The organism is Zobellia nedashkovskayae, from assembly GCF_015330125.1.
Lineage (GTDB): Bacteria > Bacteroidota > Bacteroidia > Flavobacteriales > Flavobacteriaceae > Zobellia > Zobellia nedashkovskayae.
In genome coordinates this window covers 3,846,548-3,867,738 of the sequence record NZ_JADDXR010000002.1, presented here as the reverse complement: position 1 = coordinate 3,867,738, position 21,191 = coordinate 3,846,548, and the positions used below count along the sequence as shown (strand labels likewise).

General features: G+C 37.0%; 18 protein-coding genes. 5 read left to right on the top strand and 13 right to left on the bottom strand.

What is annotated here, in order from left to right; all coding sequences use genetic code 11:
* Positions 1-69: 69 nt before the first annotated feature.
* The 4 genes from IWB64_RS15855 to IWB64_RS15840 all read right to left on the bottom strand — a co-directional run bounded on the left by IWB64_RS15855 (position 70) and on the right by IWB64_RS15840 (position 5,310).
* Positions 70-1,332: a DUF2130 domain-containing protein gene (locus IWB64_RS15855; RefSeq protein ID WP_194534936.1), complete on the bottom strand. Its 1,263-nt coding sequence runs from the start codon at positions 1,330-1,332 to the stop codon at positions 70-72.
* A 214-nt stretch (positions 1,333-1,546) separates the two neighbouring features.
* Positions 1,547-2,626 (bottom strand): HpaII family restriction endonuclease, encoded by a 1,080-nt coding sequence (locus IWB64_RS15850; RefSeq protein WP_194534935.1) that lies wholly within the window; start codon positions 2,624-2,626, stop codon positions 1,547-1,549.
* Positions 2,613-3,887 (bottom strand): DNA cytosine methyltransferase, encoded by a 1,275-nt coding sequence (locus IWB64_RS15845; RefSeq protein WP_194534934.1) that lies wholly within the window; start codon positions 3,885-3,887, stop codon positions 2,613-2,615. The genes IWB64_RS15850 and IWB64_RS15845 overlap by 14 nt, the downstream gene beginning before the upstream one ends.
* A gap of 208 nt (positions 3,888-4,095) precedes the next feature.
* Complete coding sequence (locus IWB64_RS15840) at positions 4,096-5,310, bottom strand: patatin-like phospholipase family protein (protein WP_194534933.1); 1,215 nt, start codon at positions 5,308-5,310, stop codon at positions 4,096-4,098.
* A 214-nt stretch (positions 5,311-5,524) separates the two neighbouring features.
* On the opposite strand from IWB64_RS15840, the gene IWB64_RS15835 reads away from it, so the two are divergent.
* Together IWB64_RS15835 and IWB64_RS15830 are read left to right on the top strand one after the other, a co-directional pair.
* Positions 5,525-6,424: an EamA family transporter gene (locus tag IWB64_RS15835; protein ID WP_194534932.1), complete on the top strand. Its 900-nt coding sequence runs from the start codon at positions 5,525-5,527 to the stop codon at positions 6,422-6,424.
* A gap of 210 nt (positions 6,425-6,634) precedes the next feature.
* Entirely contained in the window at positions 6,635-7,168 is a 534-nt protein-coding gene (locus tag IWB64_RS15830) for a hypothetical protein (protein ID WP_194534931.1), read from the top strand.
* Between the two features lie 163 nt (positions 7,169-7,331).
* On the opposite strand, the gene IWB64_RS15825 is transcribed toward IWB64_RS15830, so the two are convergent.
* From IWB64_RS15825 to IWB64_RS15795, 7 genes are read right to left on the bottom strand one after another with little or no spacing between them, the layout of a single operon-like run.
* Complete coding sequence (locus IWB64_RS15825; protein ID WP_194534930.1) at positions 7,332-8,678, bottom strand: Gfo/Idh/MocA family protein; 1,347 nt, start codon at positions 8,676-8,678, stop codon at positions 7,332-7,334.
* A gap of 55 nt (positions 8,679-8,733) precedes the next feature.
* A complete protein-coding gene (locus IWB64_RS15820) occupies positions 8,734-9,501 on the bottom strand; it encodes a glucosamine-6-phosphate deaminase (protein WP_194534929.1) in 768 nt (255 codons plus the stop codon).
* A 10-nt stretch (positions 9,502-9,511) separates the two neighbouring features.
* Entirely contained in the window at positions 9,512-10,756 is a 1,245-nt protein-coding gene (locus tag IWB64_RS15815) for an Nramp family divalent metal transporter (RefSeq protein ID WP_194534928.1), read from the bottom strand.
* A gap of 48 nt (positions 10,757-10,804) precedes the next feature.
* Positions 10,805-12,022: an N-acetylglucosamine-6-phosphate deacetylase gene (locus tag IWB64_RS15810; RefSeq protein ID WP_194534927.1), complete on the bottom strand. Its 1,218-nt coding sequence runs from the start codon at positions 12,020-12,022 to the stop codon at positions 10,805-10,807.
* Positions 12,023-12,038: 16 nt separating this feature from the next.
* The gene (locus IWB64_RS15805; RefSeq protein WP_194534926.1) at positions 12,039-12,833 is read right to left on the bottom strand and encodes a 3-keto-disaccharide hydrolase; all 795 of its coding nucleotides are present in this window, start codon (positions 12,831-12,833) and stop codon (positions 12,039-12,041) included.
* 9 nt (positions 12,834-12,842) lie between these two features.
* Positions 12,843-13,850, bottom strand: a complete 1,008-nt coding sequence (locus IWB64_RS15800) for a Gfo/Idh/MocA family protein (protein ID WP_194534925.1) — start codon at positions 13,848-13,850, stop codon at positions 12,843-12,845.
* Positions 13,851-13,889: 39 nt separating this feature from the next.
* On the bottom strand, positions 13,890-14,951 hold the full coding sequence (locus IWB64_RS15795) for a substrate-binding domain-containing protein (RefSeq protein ID WP_194534924.1): 1,062 nt from the start codon (positions 14,949-14,951) through the stop codon (positions 13,890-13,892).
* 612 nt (positions 14,952-15,563) lie between these two features.
* On the opposite strand from IWB64_RS15795, the gene IWB64_RS15790 reads away from it, so the two are divergent.
* Positions 15,564-16,385 carry a hypothetical protein gene (locus IWB64_RS15790; RefSeq protein WP_194534923.1) on the top strand — a complete coding sequence of 274 codons (822 nt, stop codon included), beginning with the start codon at positions 15,564-15,566 and terminating at the stop codon, positions 16,383-16,385.
* A 171-nt stretch (positions 16,386-16,556) separates the two neighbouring features.
* Here the strand turns inward: IWB64_RS15790 and IWB64_RS15785 are convergent, their stop codons facing one another.
* Complete coding sequence (locus IWB64_RS15785; protein ID WP_194534922.1) at positions 16,557-17,396, bottom strand: oxidoreductase; 840 nt, start codon at positions 17,394-17,396, stop codon at positions 16,557-16,559.
* A gap of 384 nt (positions 17,397-17,780) precedes the next feature.
* Here IWB64_RS15785 and IWB64_RS15780 point away from each other — a divergent pair, with 384 nt between their 5' ends.
* Positions 17,781-18,590 carry a polysaccharide deacetylase family protein gene (locus tag IWB64_RS15780; RefSeq protein WP_194534921.1) on the top strand — a complete coding sequence of 270 codons (810 nt, stop codon included), beginning with the start codon at positions 17,781-17,783 and terminating at the stop codon, positions 18,588-18,590.
* A 386-nt stretch (positions 18,591-18,976) separates the two neighbouring features.
* Positions 18,977-19,588 carry a DEAD/DEAH box helicase gene (locus IWB64_RS15775; RefSeq protein ID WP_194534920.1) on the top strand — a complete coding sequence of 204 codons (612 nt, stop codon included), beginning with the start codon at positions 18,977-18,979 and terminating at the stop codon, positions 19,586-19,588.
* Between the two features lie 15 nt (positions 19,589-19,603).
* On the opposite strand, the gene IWB64_RS15770 is transcribed toward IWB64_RS15775, so the two are convergent.
* Positions 19,604-21,154 (bottom strand): SDR family oxidoreductase, encoded by a 1,551-nt coding sequence (locus IWB64_RS15770; protein WP_194535916.1) that lies wholly within the window; start codon positions 21,152-21,154, stop codon positions 19,604-19,606.
* Positions 21,155-21,191: the final 37 nt, after the last annotated feature.

The window sequence follows — 21,191 nt, the reverse complement described above, 5'->3', positions numbered from 1 at the left end:
ACTAAAGCCATAGAAACCCTAATTAAAGGTAATTCTATGGCTTTTTTAATTACTTAATTCCAGACGTTTTTAAAACAACTCATCCTCATCGCCACCCGGTAATTCCAATGCTTTAACCGATTGTATGGCGTTTCCGGCAATCCCTTTTATAGAGCCGTACATATCTATGGTATTCGTAACCACTTTCTCGATTTGCTTTTCACGCTGCTTCCAAATACGCTGCATGGAGCGTTTCTCGCTCTCTAAATCGGTTTTCATCTGGGTGAAGCCTTCTACTATGGCTTCTACCTGCATTCTAAAGGTATTACCTGTTAGAAAGGTGTACAGCATATCCATTTTATCTCCTTTGTTTTCTTGGGAACTAATGGCCGTATCCAGTTTAACAATGGTTTCCCTTAAAACGGCGCAAAGGCCTTTGAATTCGTCATAATTACATATCCAAATACCATCTCTCAGACCCATTCTATCCATACCGGAGGGCATAACCTCGGTAACCAAAACGCCAATAGTAGCGCCTCTATCCCTAATATCCGCTTTGAACTTTTCTATCCAAGTAGGCTGAAAATCTTTGGTACGTTTACTTTCGTAATAAATGGACCCGCAATTTTGTGCGGCACGGGTATTCACAACCTGAATACAATCTCCGCCTCTAGCGCCTTTCTTAATTTCTTCTATTGAGTCTAACGGAAATTGAGCCGCCAACCATTCCTCAATGGCCAGTTCTTGAACTTCGCCTTGCAATTGCATAGAACCCTGCTCTTGCTTACGTTTCATTTCCTCGGTAAGCTTCTTTTGGTCTTCTAATTGCTTTTGCATTTCTTTAAAACGCAATTCGTTTTTATCTTCCTCGGATTTCTTGATCTTCTCTTTCTCTGCAATAAGAATCTCGTTCAATTTCTTTTGAGATTCTGCTTCTGCAATCTCTTTAAGCTCGGATTTTTCGCGTTTTAGCTTTTCAATTTCGGCCTTGGTTCTATTGAGCTCTTTAATTTGCTCAGATTTCTCGTTCAGTTCCTTTTGTAAAGCATCAAACTGTTCAGACTGTTCTTCTTTTAATTTGAGCTTAAGCTTGGACTCTATTTCTTTCTTGCCCTCTTTTAATTGATTTTCTAAACGCTCTTGAAAAAGCTCGTTTTCTTGCTTTTTCTTCTCTTGAAACTCTGCTTTTTCACGCTTCAGTTTCTCTTGCTCAAATTCGTAACGTTTCTTTTCTACGGCAATTTGAGACTGATATTTTTGTTTGATTTCTTCTTCAAGTTGATGCGCCAAAATATCTTGTACATCTATTGATGTGCCGCAGTTTGGACATTTTATTTGAGTATCTTCTTTCATGTATTCTTTTAATTCTCTAAATATTGGTCTTTACCAACCTTTCAAAGGTACTATTTACTGTTCCTAAATCATCATTTGTAGTTTAGTATCCAAACTAGAAATAGGGATTGGTAATTAGTTCAGCTAAGGCAGATGGCACAAGAGAATGCATTTTAAACCCTAGATGTTCAATAGGTTTTATGTGCAAAACTCATTTTAAACTCTTTGTCTTTCATTACGCTTTAATTTGAAAATTCAGTTTTACGAAAGACTCTCCACCTTCCATATATACTGAACCATAACCCATTTTAGAACCTGATGGATTATCTAATCTTGAAGAATTTTTTAAGTATTGTTTAAACTTGTTAAAATCAATAAGATGATAACAAAGTACTTGTGCATCTGGCTTAACAATTATTATCCCTCCGACAACATCATATTTACCAGACCAAACAGCTTTGGAAGTCATACCTAGAGCTGCTTCAACCAAAAAATTAACTAATCTATATTCATAAAATCTATGACCCTCAGTTAAATCATAGTTCATTGGGTTATCAATTTTTAATTTATCAATAACCTCTGTAATTTTTGTTATTTTACTTACATACTTATCCTTCACAACATGCGCAATAATCTCTGGCAAATCACTATCTATTACCTGTAAATTAAGCTTAAATGTATTATCATCATAAGATGCGAAATTAACGTTATAACCTAAGTCATTAAGTCTTGCAATTCTTTTTATATACTTGTGTCCAGTTTTTATACTATTGACATCAATTAAATCGGCTGCAGAAATAGGATTATTAGAAGAATCCGTAATCCTATAAGTGATATTTGTAGTTTTATTAGCATTAAACAAAGTAGGATCACTCCCTAAAAATGATTTTATACTAAATTCTTGTTGAGATCTAATCCCGTGAACAGGGTCATAAATTAATATGTTTATATCTCCCTTACCTAAGGATTTGTCTGCTACTTGGGTAAGATTTAATTTTTGAATTTTGTCTATTAATTTTGAAGAAACACCTGTTTTTCCAGAAATATCAGAAACTAATTCATCAGCAATTTCTTCTGCTTTAGATTGCGGAAAAGATAAAATGATTTTATTAGTATTTCCATCAATTAAATTTATGGAAGCATTTTTTTCAACTTTAAAAATTAAATTATCCCCAGCATCCTTTCTATTAATATTTAGTATTTCTACGAAAGAATCTGTTTTATTTAAATATTCATCAGCCGAAAATAATTTTCCATCAGAAAGTAGCCGAAAAAATGTGTACAATTCACTCCATTCTCCCTTATTTCCTTTCATGATTTAAGGTTTTAAGAATTTGTTTCGCAGTTGCTTGAATTGCTGGTACCGCAACAGAATTACCGAACTGTTTGTAAGCTTGTGCATCTGAAACAACTATTTTAAATTGCTCAGGAAATCCTTGTAGTCTTGCCCACTCACGTGGCACCATCTTTCTTATGCCTTCCCTATTAACTTCACCTTTAATATGAGTTACTGGAGTAAAATTAGTTAATTTGTCATCCAGAATGAGATTTCTTTCTCTACCCATACCTCCGCAAACTACAGCATTGGCCGTTCCGTCATTTGGAATAATTTCATATCCAAATCCATTTCCTTTACTCTCATGCCTAGCTCTGTGAGCACGTAGTGTGTCAATATATGTTTCTGATAAATAGTATTTTACAGAAACTTCGTCCGGCTCAAGTATATCTTCTATCACTTTGGTTTTATCTGTGGCCTTTGGGTATTTAAACTCTTCAATACCTAAATCCTTTCTAAAACCAACAATGAAAATTCGCTCTCTATTTTGAGGAACTCCATGATTCTTTGCATTTACAACCTCTGGCTCAGGCACATAATAGTTTAGTTCATTTCTAAGAACATTTAAGATGGTAGCCAATGTTCTGCCTTTATCATGACTTCTAAGACCTTTTACATTTTCAAGAAAAATAGCTTTGGGTCTTTTCTCTTTAATGATTTCTGCAACATCATAAAATAGCGTTCCTCTTGTATCTTCAAAACCACCTCTTTTACCCGCAATAGAAAAAGCTTGACATGGAAATCCAGCACATAGCACATCAAAATCATCAGGTATGTAACTTTTGGTTTCTTTTTTTGTAATATCTCCAAAAGGAACCTCGCCAAAGTTAGCCTCATAGGTAAGCTTGGAGTACTTATCCCATTCACTTGTAAAAACACATTTCCCTCCTAAATTTTGAAGAGCTAATCTAAAACCTCCAATACCAGCGAATAAGTCAATAAACTTAAATTTTGGTTTTTTAGGCTCAGGAAACGGGACATCATTTTTAAAATTAAAAAGATAATATTGTAATGCTTCTTCAGCAGCTTTGCTAGTAACTTCTACCTTAGGGTTTTTAAGTACTAGAATATCTTTTACAAATTCTATAGCATCATCTTTATAAAACTGGGAAACACCATTTTTTGAATTATGTAAATAGTGTGTGAACGCCGATTTTTTGGGGCTCTCAGATTCCACAAGCCTTATCCTAAAGCTACTCCCGTTAACATCTTCAATTGTGATTTTTTCTTTAATTTCCATTTAGAATCCTGGTATTCTTGAGTATTCTGCAAATTAATAAGTTTATTATAATATATGAGGTAAGTTGTAATTTAAGTATCAACAAAAGCTTCAACAATTTTATCTTGCAATAACATATTTATAAATTAAAATATCCCATTCCGCAGACCACGAAAAACTAATCTTTTTGAACTCTCAATAAATGGTTATCTTGAGCCTTCTGGGTTATTTACTCCTCCAGCTCCCACTCACACCACCTATCCATCCCATCCTGATACCATCTATCTCCGGAGATAAACAACAAATCATTGTTTCGTTCTACCTCAAATTCTACGGGTTGGTTATAAATTTTTCCGGCTTTCCAGGCATCAAAACATTGTAATAGCAAGTCCACTTGGGCGTTTTTGGTCAAATCCATATCCAACTCATACAGTTCTTTTATGAGCGGTACGGCTTCCGTAGACAGCTTATCATCAAAATGAATAAGTGGCGATAATCGTATAATGCTTTCGTTCAAATCTTTGCCTGTGGTGGCTTTAAAAAACATCATGGCCATATAATTGGCGGTATCTGGCGGTTGGTATAAAATGGTCTTGGCTTGGTTAAAAACGGTTTCCATAAAGAAACTGAGCTGTGGTTTAAATTTATGAAAAGCCCATTTCTTTCTTCGGTGTTGCTGGGTGTCTAGCTTCCAGTTCCAAAACGTCTCTTTATTATCCGAAGACATTAGCGGGTTACTGGTACCAAGGGAAACAATCTGTATGTCCTTTAGGTCCACTTTCAGTTTATAGGCCTCAATAATACCCGCTAGAATAGGATTATTAAATCCGCCAAGAGCGCCATCCCAAAGTTCAAAAAACACGCCACTTTCCTGCGCTTTGAACCGTGCAGGAAAATCAAAATACTGCACCGGCGCATTGGAAGAACCGTTAATGGCCTGTGTAAGCCGCACGGAATCATAACGCGAAGGCGTTAAGGCGTAGGATTTAAAAAACTTAGCGCGGTTGTTGAGCGCATCATAAGTACAGACCACAATTTTTAGGGATTCTTTACCAATGATTTTTGGCAGTTCTGACATCTGCACCTTATCTACTTCGGGAAACAGATATTCAAAAGCTTCCATTTTCTTGGTAGCGCTATATTTTGGTCCAAATCCAATACCGAAAAACCGCAAATAATCCACCGGAAAAAAGCGGTCCCAAAAGGCATTCTTATGAAAAATACGTTCTCGGTTTTCTTTATCCTTAAACAAGGTAATGGCCTTATCTATAGAATAATTTTCGGCCAAAGCAGCCAAAACAATACTTCCGCCGGAATTGGCAATGACCAGGTCAAACTTACGGAGTACCTCATGACCGTTCATATTCCCGTAGCGGTCCCGTAAAGTGAGTAGTTGTATAATGGCCCAACTGCCGCCGCCATCTAAGGATAAGATTTTATACATTTTGGTCAGTACGTGGTTTGGAGTGACTAAATATATTAAAATATACTAAGATATCTATTACAGAAAAGTGTAATCGAATTCAGAATCTTTGTTGTAAACCGGGTTTCTGTGGATTACCCAACTCCTACTCCGTTTTAGAATAGATTCCACCTACAGGAAAACAATGCGGCGGACGACGCTCAAAACCTAAAAAACCAATATCTTCGCGCGCTGTATGTGGATGTATCTTGGGCTTCTGGCCGCTTTATTCTTAGGGTTTCATAACCTGCTTAAAAAACATGCCGTTCAGGGCAATGAAGTCTTTCCGGTGCTTTTGGGCACCATTTCTTCGGGCTTTTTGCTGTTACTGCCTTTTTATGTAAGCTCCGCTTGGTATCCGGAGTATATGAAAAGTCTAAACTTCTACGTTACGAATATCCCGTGGCAAACGCATGGGTACATTGCTATAAAGTCCGCCATCATGGCGGCTTCCTGGTTGTTGGCGTATCAGGCGTTAAAACATTTGCCCATTACCATAGTTACGCCCATACGGTCCGCAGGTCCGTTTTTTACATTTATAGGTGCCATTACCATATACCAAGAAAAGCCCAACGGGCTGCAATGGGTGGGGTTCTTTCTGATTATATTTTCGGTATTGCTCTATTCTAGAATCGGTAAAAAGGAAGGCATCCATTTTAAAAGCAACAAATGGATATTCGCCATTATTGGCGCTACCTTTTTAGGGGCTTCCAGCGGATTGTACGATAAATTCCTCATTCAGAGTCTTACCTTGAACCCACAGACCCTACAATTCTGGTTTTGCTTCTACACCGTCCTTATTCTACTCGTCATTTTGAGCATCACCTGGTTTCCGAACGCGGAAAAGCGAAAAGCCTTTAAGTGGCGGTGGTCCATTCCACTTGTCGGCATCCTTTTGCAAATAGCGGATTACTTTTACTTTAAAGCCCTGCAAGACCCAGATGCATTGATCATGTTGCTTTCCGCCATTAAACGCAGCCAGATACTCATTGCCGTAGTAGTAGGCGGACTCATCTTTAAAGAACAGAATAAACGCAAGAAACTAGTGCCGCTAGCGGGTATTATGATCGGGGTGTTTTTGATTTTGTATTCTTAGGGGCTGACTGAGAGTACATTATCATAAAAAATAATGCTTTTCTCTGGACTAAGTTTACAAATAAGACTTTAATACTGTTGATATATGAAAATTGATTACTCGTTAATCGAGATAAAATACCTTGTGGACCAACCTCGCTTTGGTCTACTACTGAACTAGAACTGCAGGAAATAGGTATTTATATAATTGATGTATCATACTACTAGTTGAATGGATTTTATGTTTTTGCTTTTTATAGCAATGGTAATAGGAATTACAGTACCTACTGGAATTTCGTACGTCTTATATAAGTGGATTAAAAAGAAAGGCATCGATAAAAGATTGAGGCTACTGGCTTTTATCCCCATCTTCATTGCCGCATACTTTATTTATGATGCCGTATATCCATCGGACGAATTTTATAAAGTGGATTTTAAAGAAGTTACGGACATGGAATTCCCGAAAAGTGGCAACATAATAGCTAAAACTGCTTCTTTTCCTGACCATTTTGGAGATTATATTTCCTCATTTTTGATTGAATTTGACCCAAATGATCTTAAAAAATTGGAAAATCAATTAATAAATACCGGATTTGAAGAAAAAACCAATAGAATGAGTTCCAAGGAACTGGACTATATAGAACAACGTGTTGAAGGGAAAGAATATGCTAAACAATTCGTGTATCAACTAAAAAACGGAAAGCACTACTCCGTCGGTTTTCTAAATGACAACAAATCCGTAATTGTAACGAGAGTAAGTTGGTAAAGAATCTGTACTACTTAAAAGAAAAGCCTATTACAGGGTAAGTTTTACATGTAGATTAAGTTCATAAATGACTTTACGTAAAAAATCTTCAAACCCTTAAAAAAGGATTTGAAGATTACAACGGATTTCCGGTAGAAATCACTTCAACCAACAATAACACTCATTATTGTAAAAATTTTTCCCATCCTGGAGCATAATCCCTGCTCCAATATTTCATTGCTTCCTTACTGTCCAGTATATGTCCATTTTTAGGATCGATTCTTAAATTTTGTCCGGAACGCAGTGCTATGTTGCCTAGTTGAACAAGTAGCGTACTTTGATGGCCACCTTCAATATCCGAGTTAAGTGGTGTCCCTTTTCGTATGGCATCAAAAAGGTTCTGAATATGTATAATGTCTAAAAGTTGAGAAGGGTTCGAAAGGCTGTCCGCACTGATTTTCCGATTGTCGTCCACCGCTTTGACCAAATTGTTATCCAAATCATAGACTTTGTACGAATTGCCGGATTCTATGACCAAAGACCCTGTTTCCCCGTAAAATATTACGCCAACGGTGCTTCCTTCCACGGAACGACCATTACAACTGCGACCCTCCCATGTCATCAAGGTATTGTTATCGAATTCCAGATTGATGATTTGTGTATCGGGTGTTTCCCAATCGTCATCATACCGATACCGACCACCACTGGAACTAACCTTGGTAGGGAATTCGACACCTAGGCCCCATCTGGCCAAATCCACAAAGTGCGTCCCGTTGTTAAGAGCCTCACCAGTGCCCCAGTTCCAGAACCAATGCCAATTGTAATGAATTAAATTATCCCTGAATGCCTCTCTGGGCGCCGGCCCTTGCCATAGTTCATAATCCAACCAAGACGGTACCTCTGTCAATTTTCCTTTTCCAATTGAAGGACGATTATTGGTATACCACGTTTTGGCAAAATAAGGACGCCCTATACTACCATCTTTGACCTCCTTTATACCCGCTACAACATTGGGCCATGAACGCCTCTGGTTTCCCATTTGCACAACCTTATCATATTTAATGGAAGCGGCCACCGCAAGTTCCCCTTCCTTAGGGTTGTGGCTTGCCGGTTTCTCTAGATAAACATGTTTACCTGCTTTACAGGCCATTATAGCCGCAGGGGCGTGCCAATGGTCAGGTGCGGTAACAACCAGAATATCTACATCCTTATCATCCAATGCCTTCCTAAAATCTGTTACATGTTTCGGTTTTTTATTCTGTATTTTATCTATGGCCCCAATAAACTTTGCAGATGCTCTCTGGTCTACGTCACAAGAATAGATTACATCGCAATTTGATTGCACGGCAAAGTTGGTGCCTACGGCGAGTCCTCTACTGTTCACTCCCATACAGGCAGCTTTTAGTCGTTCGTTAGATCCAATTATATTACCGTAACTTTTAGCGCTAAACCCCGGCAACACCCCTCCGATTGATAAGGATGAAGCGCCCAAAGCCGCCTTCTTTATAAAATCCCTCCGCTTGTTTTCCATATTTTGTTTAGATTATAATTGTTTAGCATTCTTCCGAATAGCATTACCAGTTGAATTATTTTTTTTTTAATCGAGATGCCGATTGCGCATCCAGGAACAATTTTACATCCCTGTGTGTTCTCAAGATGCTTGCTGGACATTCTGTAGAAATATCCGCGTACAATGCGTTATAAACTGCCTCCGATTTTCTTTCGTCAGGTACTACACAGCTTATTGTCTTACTTCTCATTATGGCCGGTATAGTAAGTGTCAAGGCCATCTTAGGAACAGCTTCTATGGTAGGGAACCACCCTTCGCCAAATTGTTGATTCCTACATTGCTCGTCCAATTCTACCAACTTTACCAATTTTGTATCGTTAAAATCCGCCACTGGAGGGTCGTTGAAGGCGATATGCCCGTTCTCTCCTATTCCGATGCAGGCCACATCTATATCATGCGCTTCCAACCGAGCAGTATATGCGTTAATTTCATGTTCAATATCATCTGCATCACCGTTCAGAAAATACGACTCCGAAGGGTTCACTATTTCCAGAATCCTATCCTTTAAATATTTACGAAAACTGGCGGGATGTGAATCCGATATGCCGAAATATTCGTCCAAATGAAATACTATTACTTTACTCCAATCGATGTTTGCTATAGTCAGAGCCTTAAGAAAAGTGAATTGAGAAGCACCCGTTGCCAGAATTATCCTGGCAACGCCTTTTGACTCGATTGCTTCATTTATTTTGTTTTCAACAAAATCAGCTGCCGCTTTCCCCATTTCCTCAGGTTTTGGGTATACGTCTATGTTCAGTTCCTTAATTTTAAAAGATGTATTCATTTTAGTTTTTTTAGTATATAAATTCCATCATGGCGAACCACGATGTTATCAAAGAAAATAATATGACCGCTATAATGCCTATATTCATTTTAAGACCTGCCTTGTGCCCGTGCATCAAAGTTTTCTTATTGATTAAAATATAAATGGGAATTGCTACGGCCGGGAGAATAAAAGCTTGGAAAGCTTGAGAAAAAACCATTAGAATAGGTGGCTTTTCGTCCATAAATACAGTCCCGAAAGTAAATAACAATGCTATGACGATAAGAACCCTGGACTGCTTAGAGTGTATGTCTCTTGGCTTCCCCGTGTAATCTGCAATTAGCCATGGAGCTATCAGTACAATTGGAAACACCGTGGAGAGTCCCGCCCCGGCAATTCCTATAATCAAAAGAAAAGCCGATAGTTTTCCCCCAATCGGTTCGAACAACTGTATCATATCTACCGTGTTATCCAGTTTGAGACCCATTACATGAAGGGTTCCTGCCCCTACCGCCATAATTACACCACTTAGAAACAGCATCATAGCCGCAGAAACAAAAGCATCTCTTTTTTCATTTTTTATATCCTTTATCCCCCAACCTTTCTCTGCCACTACCGTGCTCCTCATAATAAAAACTGCTGCCGAACAGGTAGTTCCCGCAATAGCCGCTATTAACATATATTCACTGGGAGTGCCAGGCATGGAGGGAACCATACCCTCGATCAAAGCGCCCATACTAGGTTTGACCATAATGAACACCACAAGAAAGGATAGCCCCATAATGATTACGAGAACCGTAAGTATTTTTTCGAACATCTGGTATTTCCCGAACCAAAGGAACAGATAGAGAATCATCACGAAAAAAAGTATGATATAAAATGTGTTCAACTCCAGACCGTTAAAGGCTAACTTGATTCCTTCTTGTATAAGATCGGCAACTATGCCCATGACCCCCATAAGAGCTAGTAATTCTCCTATTATCAAGGCAATAATGATATACAAGGAAAGCAACCAGCCCCAACGAAATTCTTTTTTAAAATTAAAAAGAGCCGTATGACCCGAAACCAAGGTCACCTTTCCATAAGCGACCATAAGTATATAGGTGAATATACAGGAGAGTACGAGAGCCCAAAATAAACCCATACCATGTTCTGCTCCTGTTTTGGCCATAGTAGTGACACTCCCCGTGCCAATATTGTAACCTATTAAAAATAGACCTGGGCCAACAACACTTAACGCTAGAAGTATTTTCTTAATTATCTTATTGCTTGCCATGTTTCAACTACTATCGTTAAATACTGTTTTACTTCTCCACGTATAAAATTAGATTCTTGAATAGACCAATTTTCCAGACACGTATGTTTTTTCGATGACCAATTCGTTGTTATTTATGGTGAATAGAATCAAGTCCGCTTTCTTACCTTTTTCCAGAGCTCCTAAATCTTTCATCGAAAACATTTTGGCAGGGTTGGTACTTCCCATTAAGATAGCGTCTGCAAGACTACATTGCGTATATTCCATCATAACGCCCAGACACTTACTTATAGGTGATGCCGCCCCTGCAAGTACATTTTCCTTTGGCAGCTTTACCACGTTCGGTGTCAACAATAGTTTGCGCTCCCCTCTAATATATTCTCCGGGAGGCAATCCTGCCAAATCCAAAGCGTCGGACACCAGAATTGTATTGTTAGGACCCTTAACCTTGTAAAAACTCCTTACCTCTTCTTTTGTCAAATGAAACCCGTCCGCAATAATACTAGGTGTTATACGGTCATCCGATAATTGGGGCCACAGGGGATTGTGATGGCGGTTTATCTCGTTAGCACATCCATTCCCTAAATGGGTGGCCATTTTGGCTCCCGCATCAATAGCTTCCTTAATCTGATTCGCAGACCCATTATGATGACCTAAAGCCACTACAACACCGCTTTCGGTACATTTTCTTATAAACGGAATAGCACCTTCTAGCTCCGGGGCCATCGTGAGTAAAACGATACCGTTATCTGCCGCTTTTTGTATTTCTTTGAATTCTTCCCAATCCGGATTTTTAATATATTTTTCCAAGTGAGCGCCCCTAAACCCTGATATTGGTGAAATATAGGGTCCCTCTAAGTGAAAACCAGGAATGGATGGACCAATTTCCGGATCTTTTCTTGCTGCCGCCAATACTGCGAAATTTTCCTTTATTCTATCGATATCACTTGTAATAATAGTAGGCAAATAACTGGTGACACCAACTTTCCATAAAGCTTTGGTAGCCTTTCGGATATCCTCAACGGTCAATCCGGGTCCGGAAAAATCGACACCCATATAACCATTTATCTGAACATCGATCAATCCTGGCGCTATAAATGTTCTCATATCATTTTTCGCATCCGAAGATTTAATGATTGTTGCTATTCTATCACCTTCTATCTCAATGGTAAGCGGTGTATTATCAAGGTATGAGATACCGCTTACCGCCATAGGTTCCTTTTTTTCCGTCTTAGCAGTATTTGTGAAAACTAAAATGACAAATAATATGACTGAAGTAATTTTCATAGTGGCTATTTTAGCTTTATTCCTGATTGCTCTTGAACTCTCTGATCTTTATATTTCGGAACCACGCATCATCATCATGGTTTTGCAAGACAATGTGTCCTTTCCTTTTTTTAATGAAATTGGGATAGTCCTTGTACTTGCTGATTTTATACAATGAATCCAATCGAGCGGACCCGTAATCGAATTCCACTACCTTATTTCCATTTAGCCAATGCTCCACATGGTCGCCGTTAACTATAATTTTACTGGTATTAAATTTCCCTACAGGTTGCAATTCAACATTCTTGGCCTCAATCATATCATAAAGGGAACCGCTGAACTGAGAGGCCTTTATAACTTTATAAGATTCGTCATCGTCATCCAACAATTGATATTCAAAACCAATTGCGGCATTAGGGGAATCATACTTTTTTGACATTTCCTCGGACACATTATATTTTAGTCCGCTATTACCTGCCTTCAATATTTTCCATTCAAAATAAAGTTCATAATTATCAAAGGTTGCTATGGTCATCAAATCTCCTCCTTCCATAGGTTGGCCATCGGGAAAAGAAGGGACCAGACCACTATTCAATTTTCTTATGGTGCCATCCTCAATAGTCCAATGTTTATCGGGTATTATATCCATGCCCAATCCACGCCATCCATTAAACGTTTTTCCATCAAACAATAGGTGCCATTCCGATTCTTTGTCCCCGCTTTCTTGGATAACCGTTTCCGCTAGATTGGAAGTATCCTGTTTTTTTTCCTGTTTGCAACCTATCATGCCTAGACCTCCTAACATTATGATTACTATGAATAACTTTTTCATTGTGTTTTTTTATACAGTTATTTTTTCAACCTCTACCCATTGGTCGCTATCCACAGATTTCTGTATAGCCGCAAGAATAGCAACACCGTTCAAAATACTTTGATGTGACCTAGGTTCTTTACCTGTTTTAAACATCTCCACCATATCACTATCCGCTTTCGAGATATCTTTGGTCAGAACATCAGGTGTCATTTCGGTAAGACCTTGATCAGTTTCAACAAAGGTTCGCCATTCGTATTTTTTTGTAGAAAAAACCAATGAAGCCAACATCCCATTTTCAAAAACTATATGCGCTCCGTTTTTACCTTCGTCATTATTAGTTACACGTACCTTTTTTACATCTTCTCCGAATAGGTCTGTTAATGGTTGTATCATATGTGCTCCATAAAAAAATGCCCCGCCATATTCCGAGGTAATACCGTAGGGGCCAATGCGAACGATTTGGTTAATATCATCAATTTTGTCTACCTTACTTTTAATACTGTCCGTCTCATAACTATGCGCGATGGAACTATACGAAGTAACAGGAGTTCCTACTTTCCTTGCCATGGCCAAAAACGCCTTGGCCTCTTGAAGATCAGTAGAAAATGGCTTGTCTATAAACGTTGGAATACCTGCTTTTACAAATGGCGTGGCTGCTTCCAAATGATATTTGCCATCTCTATGGTCCACAATAAGAGCATCTATTTTGCCCATCATTTCTTTTGGGTCTTTTACCATATTGGGAATCCCGCCATGTTGCATAGCGTCGATAGCAAATTCCTCTGTTTCACCCCAAACATATTTTACTTCTACACCAGGGAATTTTTTATCTATATTAAAGATTTGACCAAAACCTTTGGTATGCGAATTCTCCGCTCCAATGATTCCAATTTTTAGTGCTTTCTGCTTATCTTTTACCATTCCAACTAAATTTATAGCAAAACCAGAAGGGCCTGAAAGTGCTATTGAAGATAATGCTACCCCTTTGCTCAATTTTTCAATAAAAGATCTTCTCGCATTTGAATTCTTACTCATTATTTCAATAATTAATTAAGGAATCTGATGGTTTTAGAATTAACGTGCGTTCAAATAGAATTCTAGATTCTCTTTTATGATAATATCAATTGGTACATGATGAATTTTTTTTGGGGTCTTGCGATAAACGAAAAAGTCAAAAAATGCCTGAACAGCCCATTTTCCCTGAAAGAATGGATTTTGAGAAATCAGATATTTGATACCATCGTTTTTAAGCTGATTAATATTTTCCTCTATAAGGTCAAATCCAATTACCTGTATATCCAATTCATGGTTCCTATGAAAAGTAGCTATTAAATGACTTCGCGAATTGGTGACAAAAACACCTTTAATATTTGGATTTTTGATATAATATTTTGTAAGCTCCCTAAATACATCGACTTCATCTGTTGAATTAATAGTTAAAGAGGATATTTTTCTTTTGCCTTTGCCTTCCTTGGAATATAAAAAGTCCAAAAACCCTTGTTCAATTACCCCAACTAGAGAACTGTTGTCAAATCCTTTTACCATATTTACAATAAGAATATCCCCTTCTGGATGTAAAATAGAATGTAACAACATACCCGCAACACGTCCACTAGACTTTGAGTCCGGACCTATATAACTCAACGCTTTCCGACTTGGAATGTTAGCATCTATAAAAACATAAGGAATATTCAATTCATCTAGCCCATCAAGAAATGAGACACTTTCTTTTTCAAACAGTGGTGCCAATATTACTCCGGAAGGTTTCTTTTCTAAAATAGAGTTCGCGTGTTTTACAAAGCTAGATTCATCAAACAGACTATACTCATGAACATCTATTGAAAAACCGAAATCCTTATACTCCTCCCCCATTTTTTTGGCTCCCTCTTTAGGAAGGGACCAATATTTTTCCGTAGTTGTAGATTCAGGAAGAAGGGTGCTAATCGTGAAGGTTTTCCCCATGGCTAGGGTACTAGCTAAAGAATTGGGGTTAAAGCCTAAATGTGTAATAGCCTCTTCAACTAACTTTCTTTTTTCAGGAGAAACTTTTCCTCTTTCATGAATAACCCTATCCACTGTACCTGTTGATACGCTGGCGTAATCTGCAACATCTTGAAGTGTAATTTTTTTATTCATTTGAAGCTTAAAAGCTACCATTTGTAAAAATGTGGGCGCCCACAAATATATTAATAAACTTAAAATATAAAAGTTTTATACCTTATAAAATTTAAAATTGAGGTTTTAAACCGGAAATTTTTACAAATATGTGGCCGTACACACTATTGAGCTTTCTAAACAATTGATAAAAGTCTATGTCTACAATCCTTTACGTAGGCTGTAGCCTAGCTTTATATTATATTAAAAGTACACTCATGTATATTAATTCTATATACCGTAAACACTAAACCAGTGAAAATTAATTTTGAAAAGCTACCTTTTATACGTTTTCAGCTTTTCATGAGAATTATTCTTTATGGGGAATTTAATATTGATATTCAATAATTGAAAACCTCCATTTAATGAAAGGCTAACAAACAATCTAATAAATCACTTATGGGATTTTCAAGAACTCTTTAATTCTAATGGCTATTCCTAAATTATAGTGGAAGAACATGGAACTATTACCTTAATTACAATACATAATTAAATTAGGTTTTTTTCTTACAACTCTTATAGATATTTTATATTATTAAGTGATTTAACGATAATATTATATTAATAAGAATACCCCAAATAAAACAAACAGATATGAATGCATTTAATTCATTTTTCCTTCTAATATTAATCATTTCAGGATTGCATATACCATCATTTGGCCAAGAAACTAACGTTTCTGGTAATTGGATTGGAATTACCACTTTGAGGGACGAAAAAGTATGCTCTTATGAAATAAAAATTACCCAATACGGAATGGATTTAGAAGGAATTATTAAACTTTCAACTTTTAATAAACAATACTATGCTATTTATAAGGTAAAGGGAAGAATGTTTGATTCAAAAATTTTTTTAGAAGGTTATGAATATATTGAAAATATATCTGGTGGCGGATATAACTGGTGTATGGCTTCATTAAATCTTACTTATTTACAAAAAAACAATAAAGACTATTTAATAGGCTCTTGGGGAGCTAACAGTATATCTGGAGGCTGTCCGTCAGGAAGTGGTGATGTAGAAATTAAACGGGAAAATACTAAGAAACAAATAAAAATAGATAAAATAGCCAATAGAAAAGTGATTGTAAAAGACACCATAAATGTTGAGAATGTAATTGTGGTAATAAATGTTTGGGATGATGGAATAGAAGATGGTGATATTATTTCAATTAACCTTAACAACGAATGGGTTTTAAAAAAACACAAGGTTACAACCAAGAAAGAAACAATCAAGTTTGCGTTAGAAAACGACTATAACTACCTTACATTATACGCTGAAAATCTAGGAGACATCCCTCCAAATACTGCTGCAATTGAAATTAAAGACGGTAAAAAATCAAAAACAATAGTCTTAAATTCTGATGAGGGAAAAAGTGAAGCAATACTTCTAAAAAAGAATAATGAAAAGTTACCGTAAAATAAATAAGTTATAATAGCCAACCATTTTACAAAGGGGTGATAAAACACGACTAAAGCAAGGTTCTATTAGGCTCAGAAGTAACCTCAATCAATATCAATAAAATAGAACATATTAAAAAAACCGCCCAAAAAGGCGGTTTTTAGTATCTATAAAATGGGTTGTACTACCCTATTCGAAATCACAATCTTTACCTAAGCTTTCAAACTTAGCTAACTCTTCTATTAAGCCGTTGTTTACTTTTCCGAAAACTTCGTAAGCAATTTTACCTAAAGGTAAATGTACAGGAGCTTCTTCTAGCTGTGCTAGTTTGTAAATAGCATCTGCTGCTTTTTCTGGGTTACCAGGTTGGTTTCCACTTAAACCTTGCAAACCTCTAATACGCTCACCTACTGTACTTTCGTAATCTTCAATTTTTGTATTATCGTAAGCTGCTGAACTTCCTGCCCACTCTGTTCTGAACGGTCCAGGCTCTACATTGGTTACTTTAATGTTTAGCGGCTTTAATTCTGCTGCCAAAGCTTCACCAATACCTTCTAATGCAAATTTAGAACCGTTGTAGATTCCTAAACCTTGAGAACCTATACGTCCTGCAATAGAAGTTATGTTTATGATATGACCAAAACGTTGCTTACGCATGTGTGGCAATATCTCTCTTATTGTAGTTAAAACGCCAAAAACGTTTACTTCAAATTGTCTCCTAACTTCTTCATCAGAAATCTCTTCTATACTTCCCATAATACCATAACCGGCATTATTAACAACTACATCTATCTTTCCAAACTTATCATAAATGGTTTTAATACCATCAATGATCATTTGCGAAGAAGCAACATCTATAAGTACTCCAAAAGAACTCCCAGGGTTTTCCTTGTTAAACGCCTCTACTTGGGCTTGTTTTCTAAAAGTACCTACCACAATTTGACCTTGCGATAATACCTCTTTAGCTAACTGCTTACCTAATCCTGATGATACACCAGTGATAAACCATACTTTTTTTTCTGTACTCATTTTTATTTTATTGAAATCGTGTAAAAGAACTGAACTATTTTTTTGCTAAATTACTAAAAGATTTGCTGGTATTATAGTCCTTTGGAGATGTTAAGTCTATTTAAAATAATAGCTTTGGTTTTTTTGATTGTTTTCTGAAATTAAAACTGTGCTTATCCCTGTGTATTGCAAATAGGGTTCTTTAGGTTTAACCCGAAGGTAATTGTCTACATACAAAATCTCTGAGTCTTGAGATTTATTAGGAAAAGAGAGTAATAAGCTATATTAGGGTTGTAGTTTTAAAAAAAATCAGCTTTTCTACCTCCATATTTATCAAGTCTGATAAGGTTTTAATGCATTTAGATTTTAAAATTATTCAAAATATTAAACAATAGAATTCTAATTATGAAAAAAATAGTCCTTTGTGTATTGATTATCATAGTGAATGCTGCTTTTTTATATTCTCAGGAAACAAATAAGAACTTCAAATGGCCCGAAAATAAAAAAGCAGCGGTCTGTTTGACATTTGATGATGGTCAAGATTCTCATCTGGATAATGCCATACCCTTGCTTGATAGGTTTAATATGAAAGCAACTTTTTACTGCCCCGGAAACAAAGAGGCTGTACATAACAGGATTTCTGAATGGAAAAAAATTGTTGAAAACGGACATGAACTTGGCAATCATTCGTTATTTCACCCTTGTGATGGTAAATTATTTGATTGGGTCAGACCGGAATATGACTTAAATAATTATAGTTTAGAACAAATTCGAATGGAACTATATACTGCCAATACTTTATTCAAAGCTATTGATGGAAAAACGGATAGAACTTATGGTTATCCCTGCTCAAACTTTAAAGTACAGGGAGATACAACCTACGTAGAAGTGGTTAAAGAATTGTTTTCTGCCGCAAGAAGTGATGGACCTATTCCGAACAGCATGGAAAATATTGATACTAATTTTATGCCTAGTTGGTGTGTGGAGAGTCATACCGGAAAAGAGTTAATTGCCTATGTAATAGAAGCAAAGGAAAAAGGTACAATTGCTACATTTATGTTTCATAGTGTTGGAGGTGGCTACCTAAACGTATCCAATGAAGCATTGCAGGAATTATTGGTTTATCTTAAAGAAAATGAACAAGATTATTGGGTAGACACCTTTTTTAATGTTACCAAATACATTTCAAGCCAAGACATTGTTACCACTGAATAAACTAGGACTAGAAGTGAAACAAATGATTTAAAACCGATTTTACCCATTATGTATGAGGTATTTACAGGATGGTTTAAATTAAATAGTTGTAAAAAACTTCAATTGCTTGTTGTTAATGCTTTTTGTCCTTCTTTAATGAAACGGTCATTATAGTTGATGAAGCACTTTTCTTCTTGATTTACTTCTGAGCGAAAGTGTGCCCTAATTGTTGATATCAAAAACGGTTACCTTAATTCAACAAAAAGACGATTTCCATTATTTTAGGTTGCATAAAAATTTCTTTTTTAATTAGTTACCACTCATTCTTTACTTTCCCCAATCGTTGTCAGTATATTTGCCTTTTCAAAAGAGTTAGATTTAGAACTGCAATTCATTACATAAAAGGTATGCCATTTAAAAAATTACACCCCCACTTACTTGATTGTTTAGAGCGTCTTGAGATAGATACGCCTACGCCATTTCAGAAAAGTAGTATTCCCGTTATAAAAAGTGGCGCCAATGTTTTTTGTTTTGCTGAAAAAGGAAGTGGTAAAACAACGGCCTTAATTCTGACCACCTTGCAGAAACTTAAATGTGAGGAAGTTGGAGATGCACCTAGAGCAGTGGTAATGGTGGAAAACAAGGAAAAAGCCTTAGAACTAGAAGAAGCCTTTCTGGAATATACTAAATATACTTCTTTACGGGTTTACGCCAGTTACGAACAACTGCATATAGATGTTCAGAAATCTGAAATATACATGGGTATAGATATTCTGATAACTACCCCTAAAACGCTTCACAACCTGTTTTTAACCAATGGTGTAAGTATCTCAGAACTAAAAATAATCAGTGTAGATGATGCGGAATTTCTAATGAACAAAAAAGAAACTACATTTTTGATTGCTATAGGTGCCAGCATTAAAAAATGCCAGTATGTTATTTATTCTACAAAAACACATCCGCAATTGAAACGCCTAGAAGAGCATTTCATGGAGCATTCTAGAACCATTAAAGCTTAATCGTGAAGCTTTTGTTTACCAAGAAATAGGGAAGTAATCTTTTAGGAATTTCCCACACCAGTGTTTTCCGGTATTGATACCGTCAAACAAGGGGTCTACTACTCTAGCGGCACCATCAACAATATCTAATGGCGGCTGAAAATCGTGCACTTCTTGTTTCTTTTTGGCCAATTCCGCAGGGTCTTCATCCGTTACCCAGCCCGTATCTACCGCATTCATAAAAACACCATATTTAGCAAGGTCGCCAGAAGCAGTATGCGTTAGCATATTCAAGGCCGCTTTTGCCATATTGGTATGCGGATGACGGGATTCTTTAAAAAACCGATGGAATTTACCTTCCATTGCCGTTACATTAATGATATGTTTTTGGCCCGTATTTTCCTTTTTCATGAGTTCTGATAGTCGGTTGCACAACACAAAAGGCGCAACGGAATTTACCAGTTGTACTTCTACCATTTCTGTGGTTTCAATAGCACCTAGTTTTAACCTCCAACTATTGGTTTTACGTAAATCTACTTGTTGTAAATCGGCATCCAATTCGCTTTCCGGGAATACTTCTTGAGTAACCAGACTGGCATCAAAGCTATACGGAATCTGAGATAATTTAGCAGAAGACCGCAATCCTATACCAGGTTCCGGACCGTGCCAAGAAACCGGCATGTTTTTATTGGATGAAGCAGCTGTTGTTAAAGTAGTCAACTCATCCAAACACGCCATGTGGTCCGCCAATACGCCTCTTGCATATTCTGGTAAAGACTCAAAAGGTCTTTCTTCATTCTGCATTAAATGCGCATAAAACCCTGCAGGACGGCGTACCGTTTGTGCAGCGTTATTGATAAGGATATCTAGCTTCTCATAATTCTGCTCAATATAGTTACAGAAAATTTCCACACTAGGAATGTGTCTTAAATCCAGTCCATGTATTTTAAGTCGGTGTCCCCATTCCGTGAAATCTTCCTCTTTAGAAAAACGCAAAGCAGAATCTACGGGAAAACGAGTGGTAGCAATAACAGTTGCACCACCGCGTAATAACATAAGCGAAATGTGATACCCTATTTTTAAACGAGAGCCGGTAATAATGGCTACCTGCCCTTTTACATCGGCTGTTTGGAAGCGTTTGGCATAATTGAGGTCACCACATTCCGTACACATGGTATCGTAAAAATGGTGTAGTTTGGTGAACTTGGTTTTACAGACGTAACAATCGCGAGGCGATTCTAATTCCCCGGTTTCCTTTTGGGCCAAATCTGCCGCTGCCAATAATTTAGGCGCTACAAATACGGAAGCTTCACGGGCATAACGAATACCGGTTTCGTTACGGGCACTTTTGTCTTTTGCTGCCTGCTTACGTTTTGCTGCTTTTTTAGCATCCTTTTTTCTTCGAGAGAATTCTTCCCTACTAGGTCTTGATAATTGACCGGATACCTTTATTAATGCAGTTCTTTGCTCTTTGGGGATTTCAAATATCTGATTGGTATCACCAACCAATCGCTCTAGAACAGCAATTGTTTTTTTTACTTCCTCTAAAGTTATTTCTTGAGAATCATCCAATTCTTCACTCTTCATTCCTCCAATTTTTATCAGCATAGTGCCCTATTCAAAC

Coding starts and splice junctions, on each gene's coding strand:
- IWB64_RS15855 (WP_194534936.1), bottom strand. CDS start 1,332: ATGAAAGAAGATACTCAAATAAAATGTCCAAACTGCGGCACATCAATA.
- IWB64_RS15850 (WP_194534935.1), bottom strand. CDS start 2,626: ATGAAAGGAAATAAGGGAGAATGGAGTGAATTGTACACATTTTTTCGG.
- IWB64_RS15845 (WP_194534934.1), bottom strand. CDS start 3,887: ATGGAAATTAAAGAAAAAATCACAATTGAAGATGTTAACGGGAGTAGC.
- IWB64_RS15840 (WP_194534933.1), bottom strand. CDS start 5,310: ATGTATAAAATCTTATCCTTAGATGGCGGCGGCAGTTGGGCCATTATA.
- IWB64_RS15835 (WP_194534932.1), top strand. CDS start 5,525: ATGTGGATGTATCTTGGGCTTCTGGCCGCTTTATTCTTAGGGTTTCAT.
- IWB64_RS15830 (WP_194534931.1), top strand. CDS start 6,635: ATGGATTTTATGTTTTTGCTTTTTATAGCAATGGTAATAGGAATTACA.
- IWB64_RS15825 (WP_194534930.1), bottom strand. CDS start 8,678: ATGGAAAACAAGCGGAGGGATTTTATAAAGAAGGCGGCTTTGGGCGCT.
- IWB64_RS15820 (WP_194534929.1), bottom strand. CDS start 9,501: ATGAATACATCTTTTAAAATTAAGGAACTGAACATAGACGTATACCCA.
- IWB64_RS15815 (WP_194534928.1), bottom strand. CDS start 10,756: ATGGCAAGCAATAAGATAATTAAGAAAATACTTCTAGCGTTAAGTGTT.
- IWB64_RS15810 (WP_194534927.1), bottom strand. CDS start 12,022: ATGAAAATTACTTCAGTCATATTATTTGTCATTTTAGTTTTCACAAAT.
- IWB64_RS15805 (WP_194534926.1), bottom strand. CDS start 12,833: ATGAAAAAGTTATTCATAGTAATCATAATGTTAGGAGGTCTAGGCATG.
- IWB64_RS15800 (WP_194534925.1), bottom strand. CDS start 13,850: ATGAGTAAGAATTCAAATGCGAGAAGATCTTTTATTGAAAAATTGAGC.
- IWB64_RS15795 (WP_194534924.1), bottom strand. CDS start 14,951: ATGAATAAAAAAATTACACTTCAAGATGTTGCAGATTACGCCAGCGTA.
- IWB64_RS15790 (WP_194534923.1), top strand. CDS start 15,564: ATGAATGCATTTAATTCATTTTTCCTTCTAATATTAATCATTTCAGGA.
- IWB64_RS15785 (WP_194534922.1), bottom strand. CDS start 17,396: ATGAGTACAGAAAAAAAAGTATGGTTTATCACTGGTGTATCATCAGGA.
- IWB64_RS15780 (WP_194534921.1), top strand. CDS start 17,781: ATGAAAAAAATAGTCCTTTGTGTATTGATTATCATAGTGAATGCTGCT.
- IWB64_RS15775 (WP_194534920.1), top strand. CDS start 18,977: ATGCCATTTAAAAAATTACACCCCCACTTACTTGATTGTTTAGAGCGT.
- IWB64_RS15770 (WP_194535916.1), bottom strand. CDS start 21,154: ATGAAGAGTGAAGAATTGGATGATTCTCAAGAAATAACTTTAGAGGAA.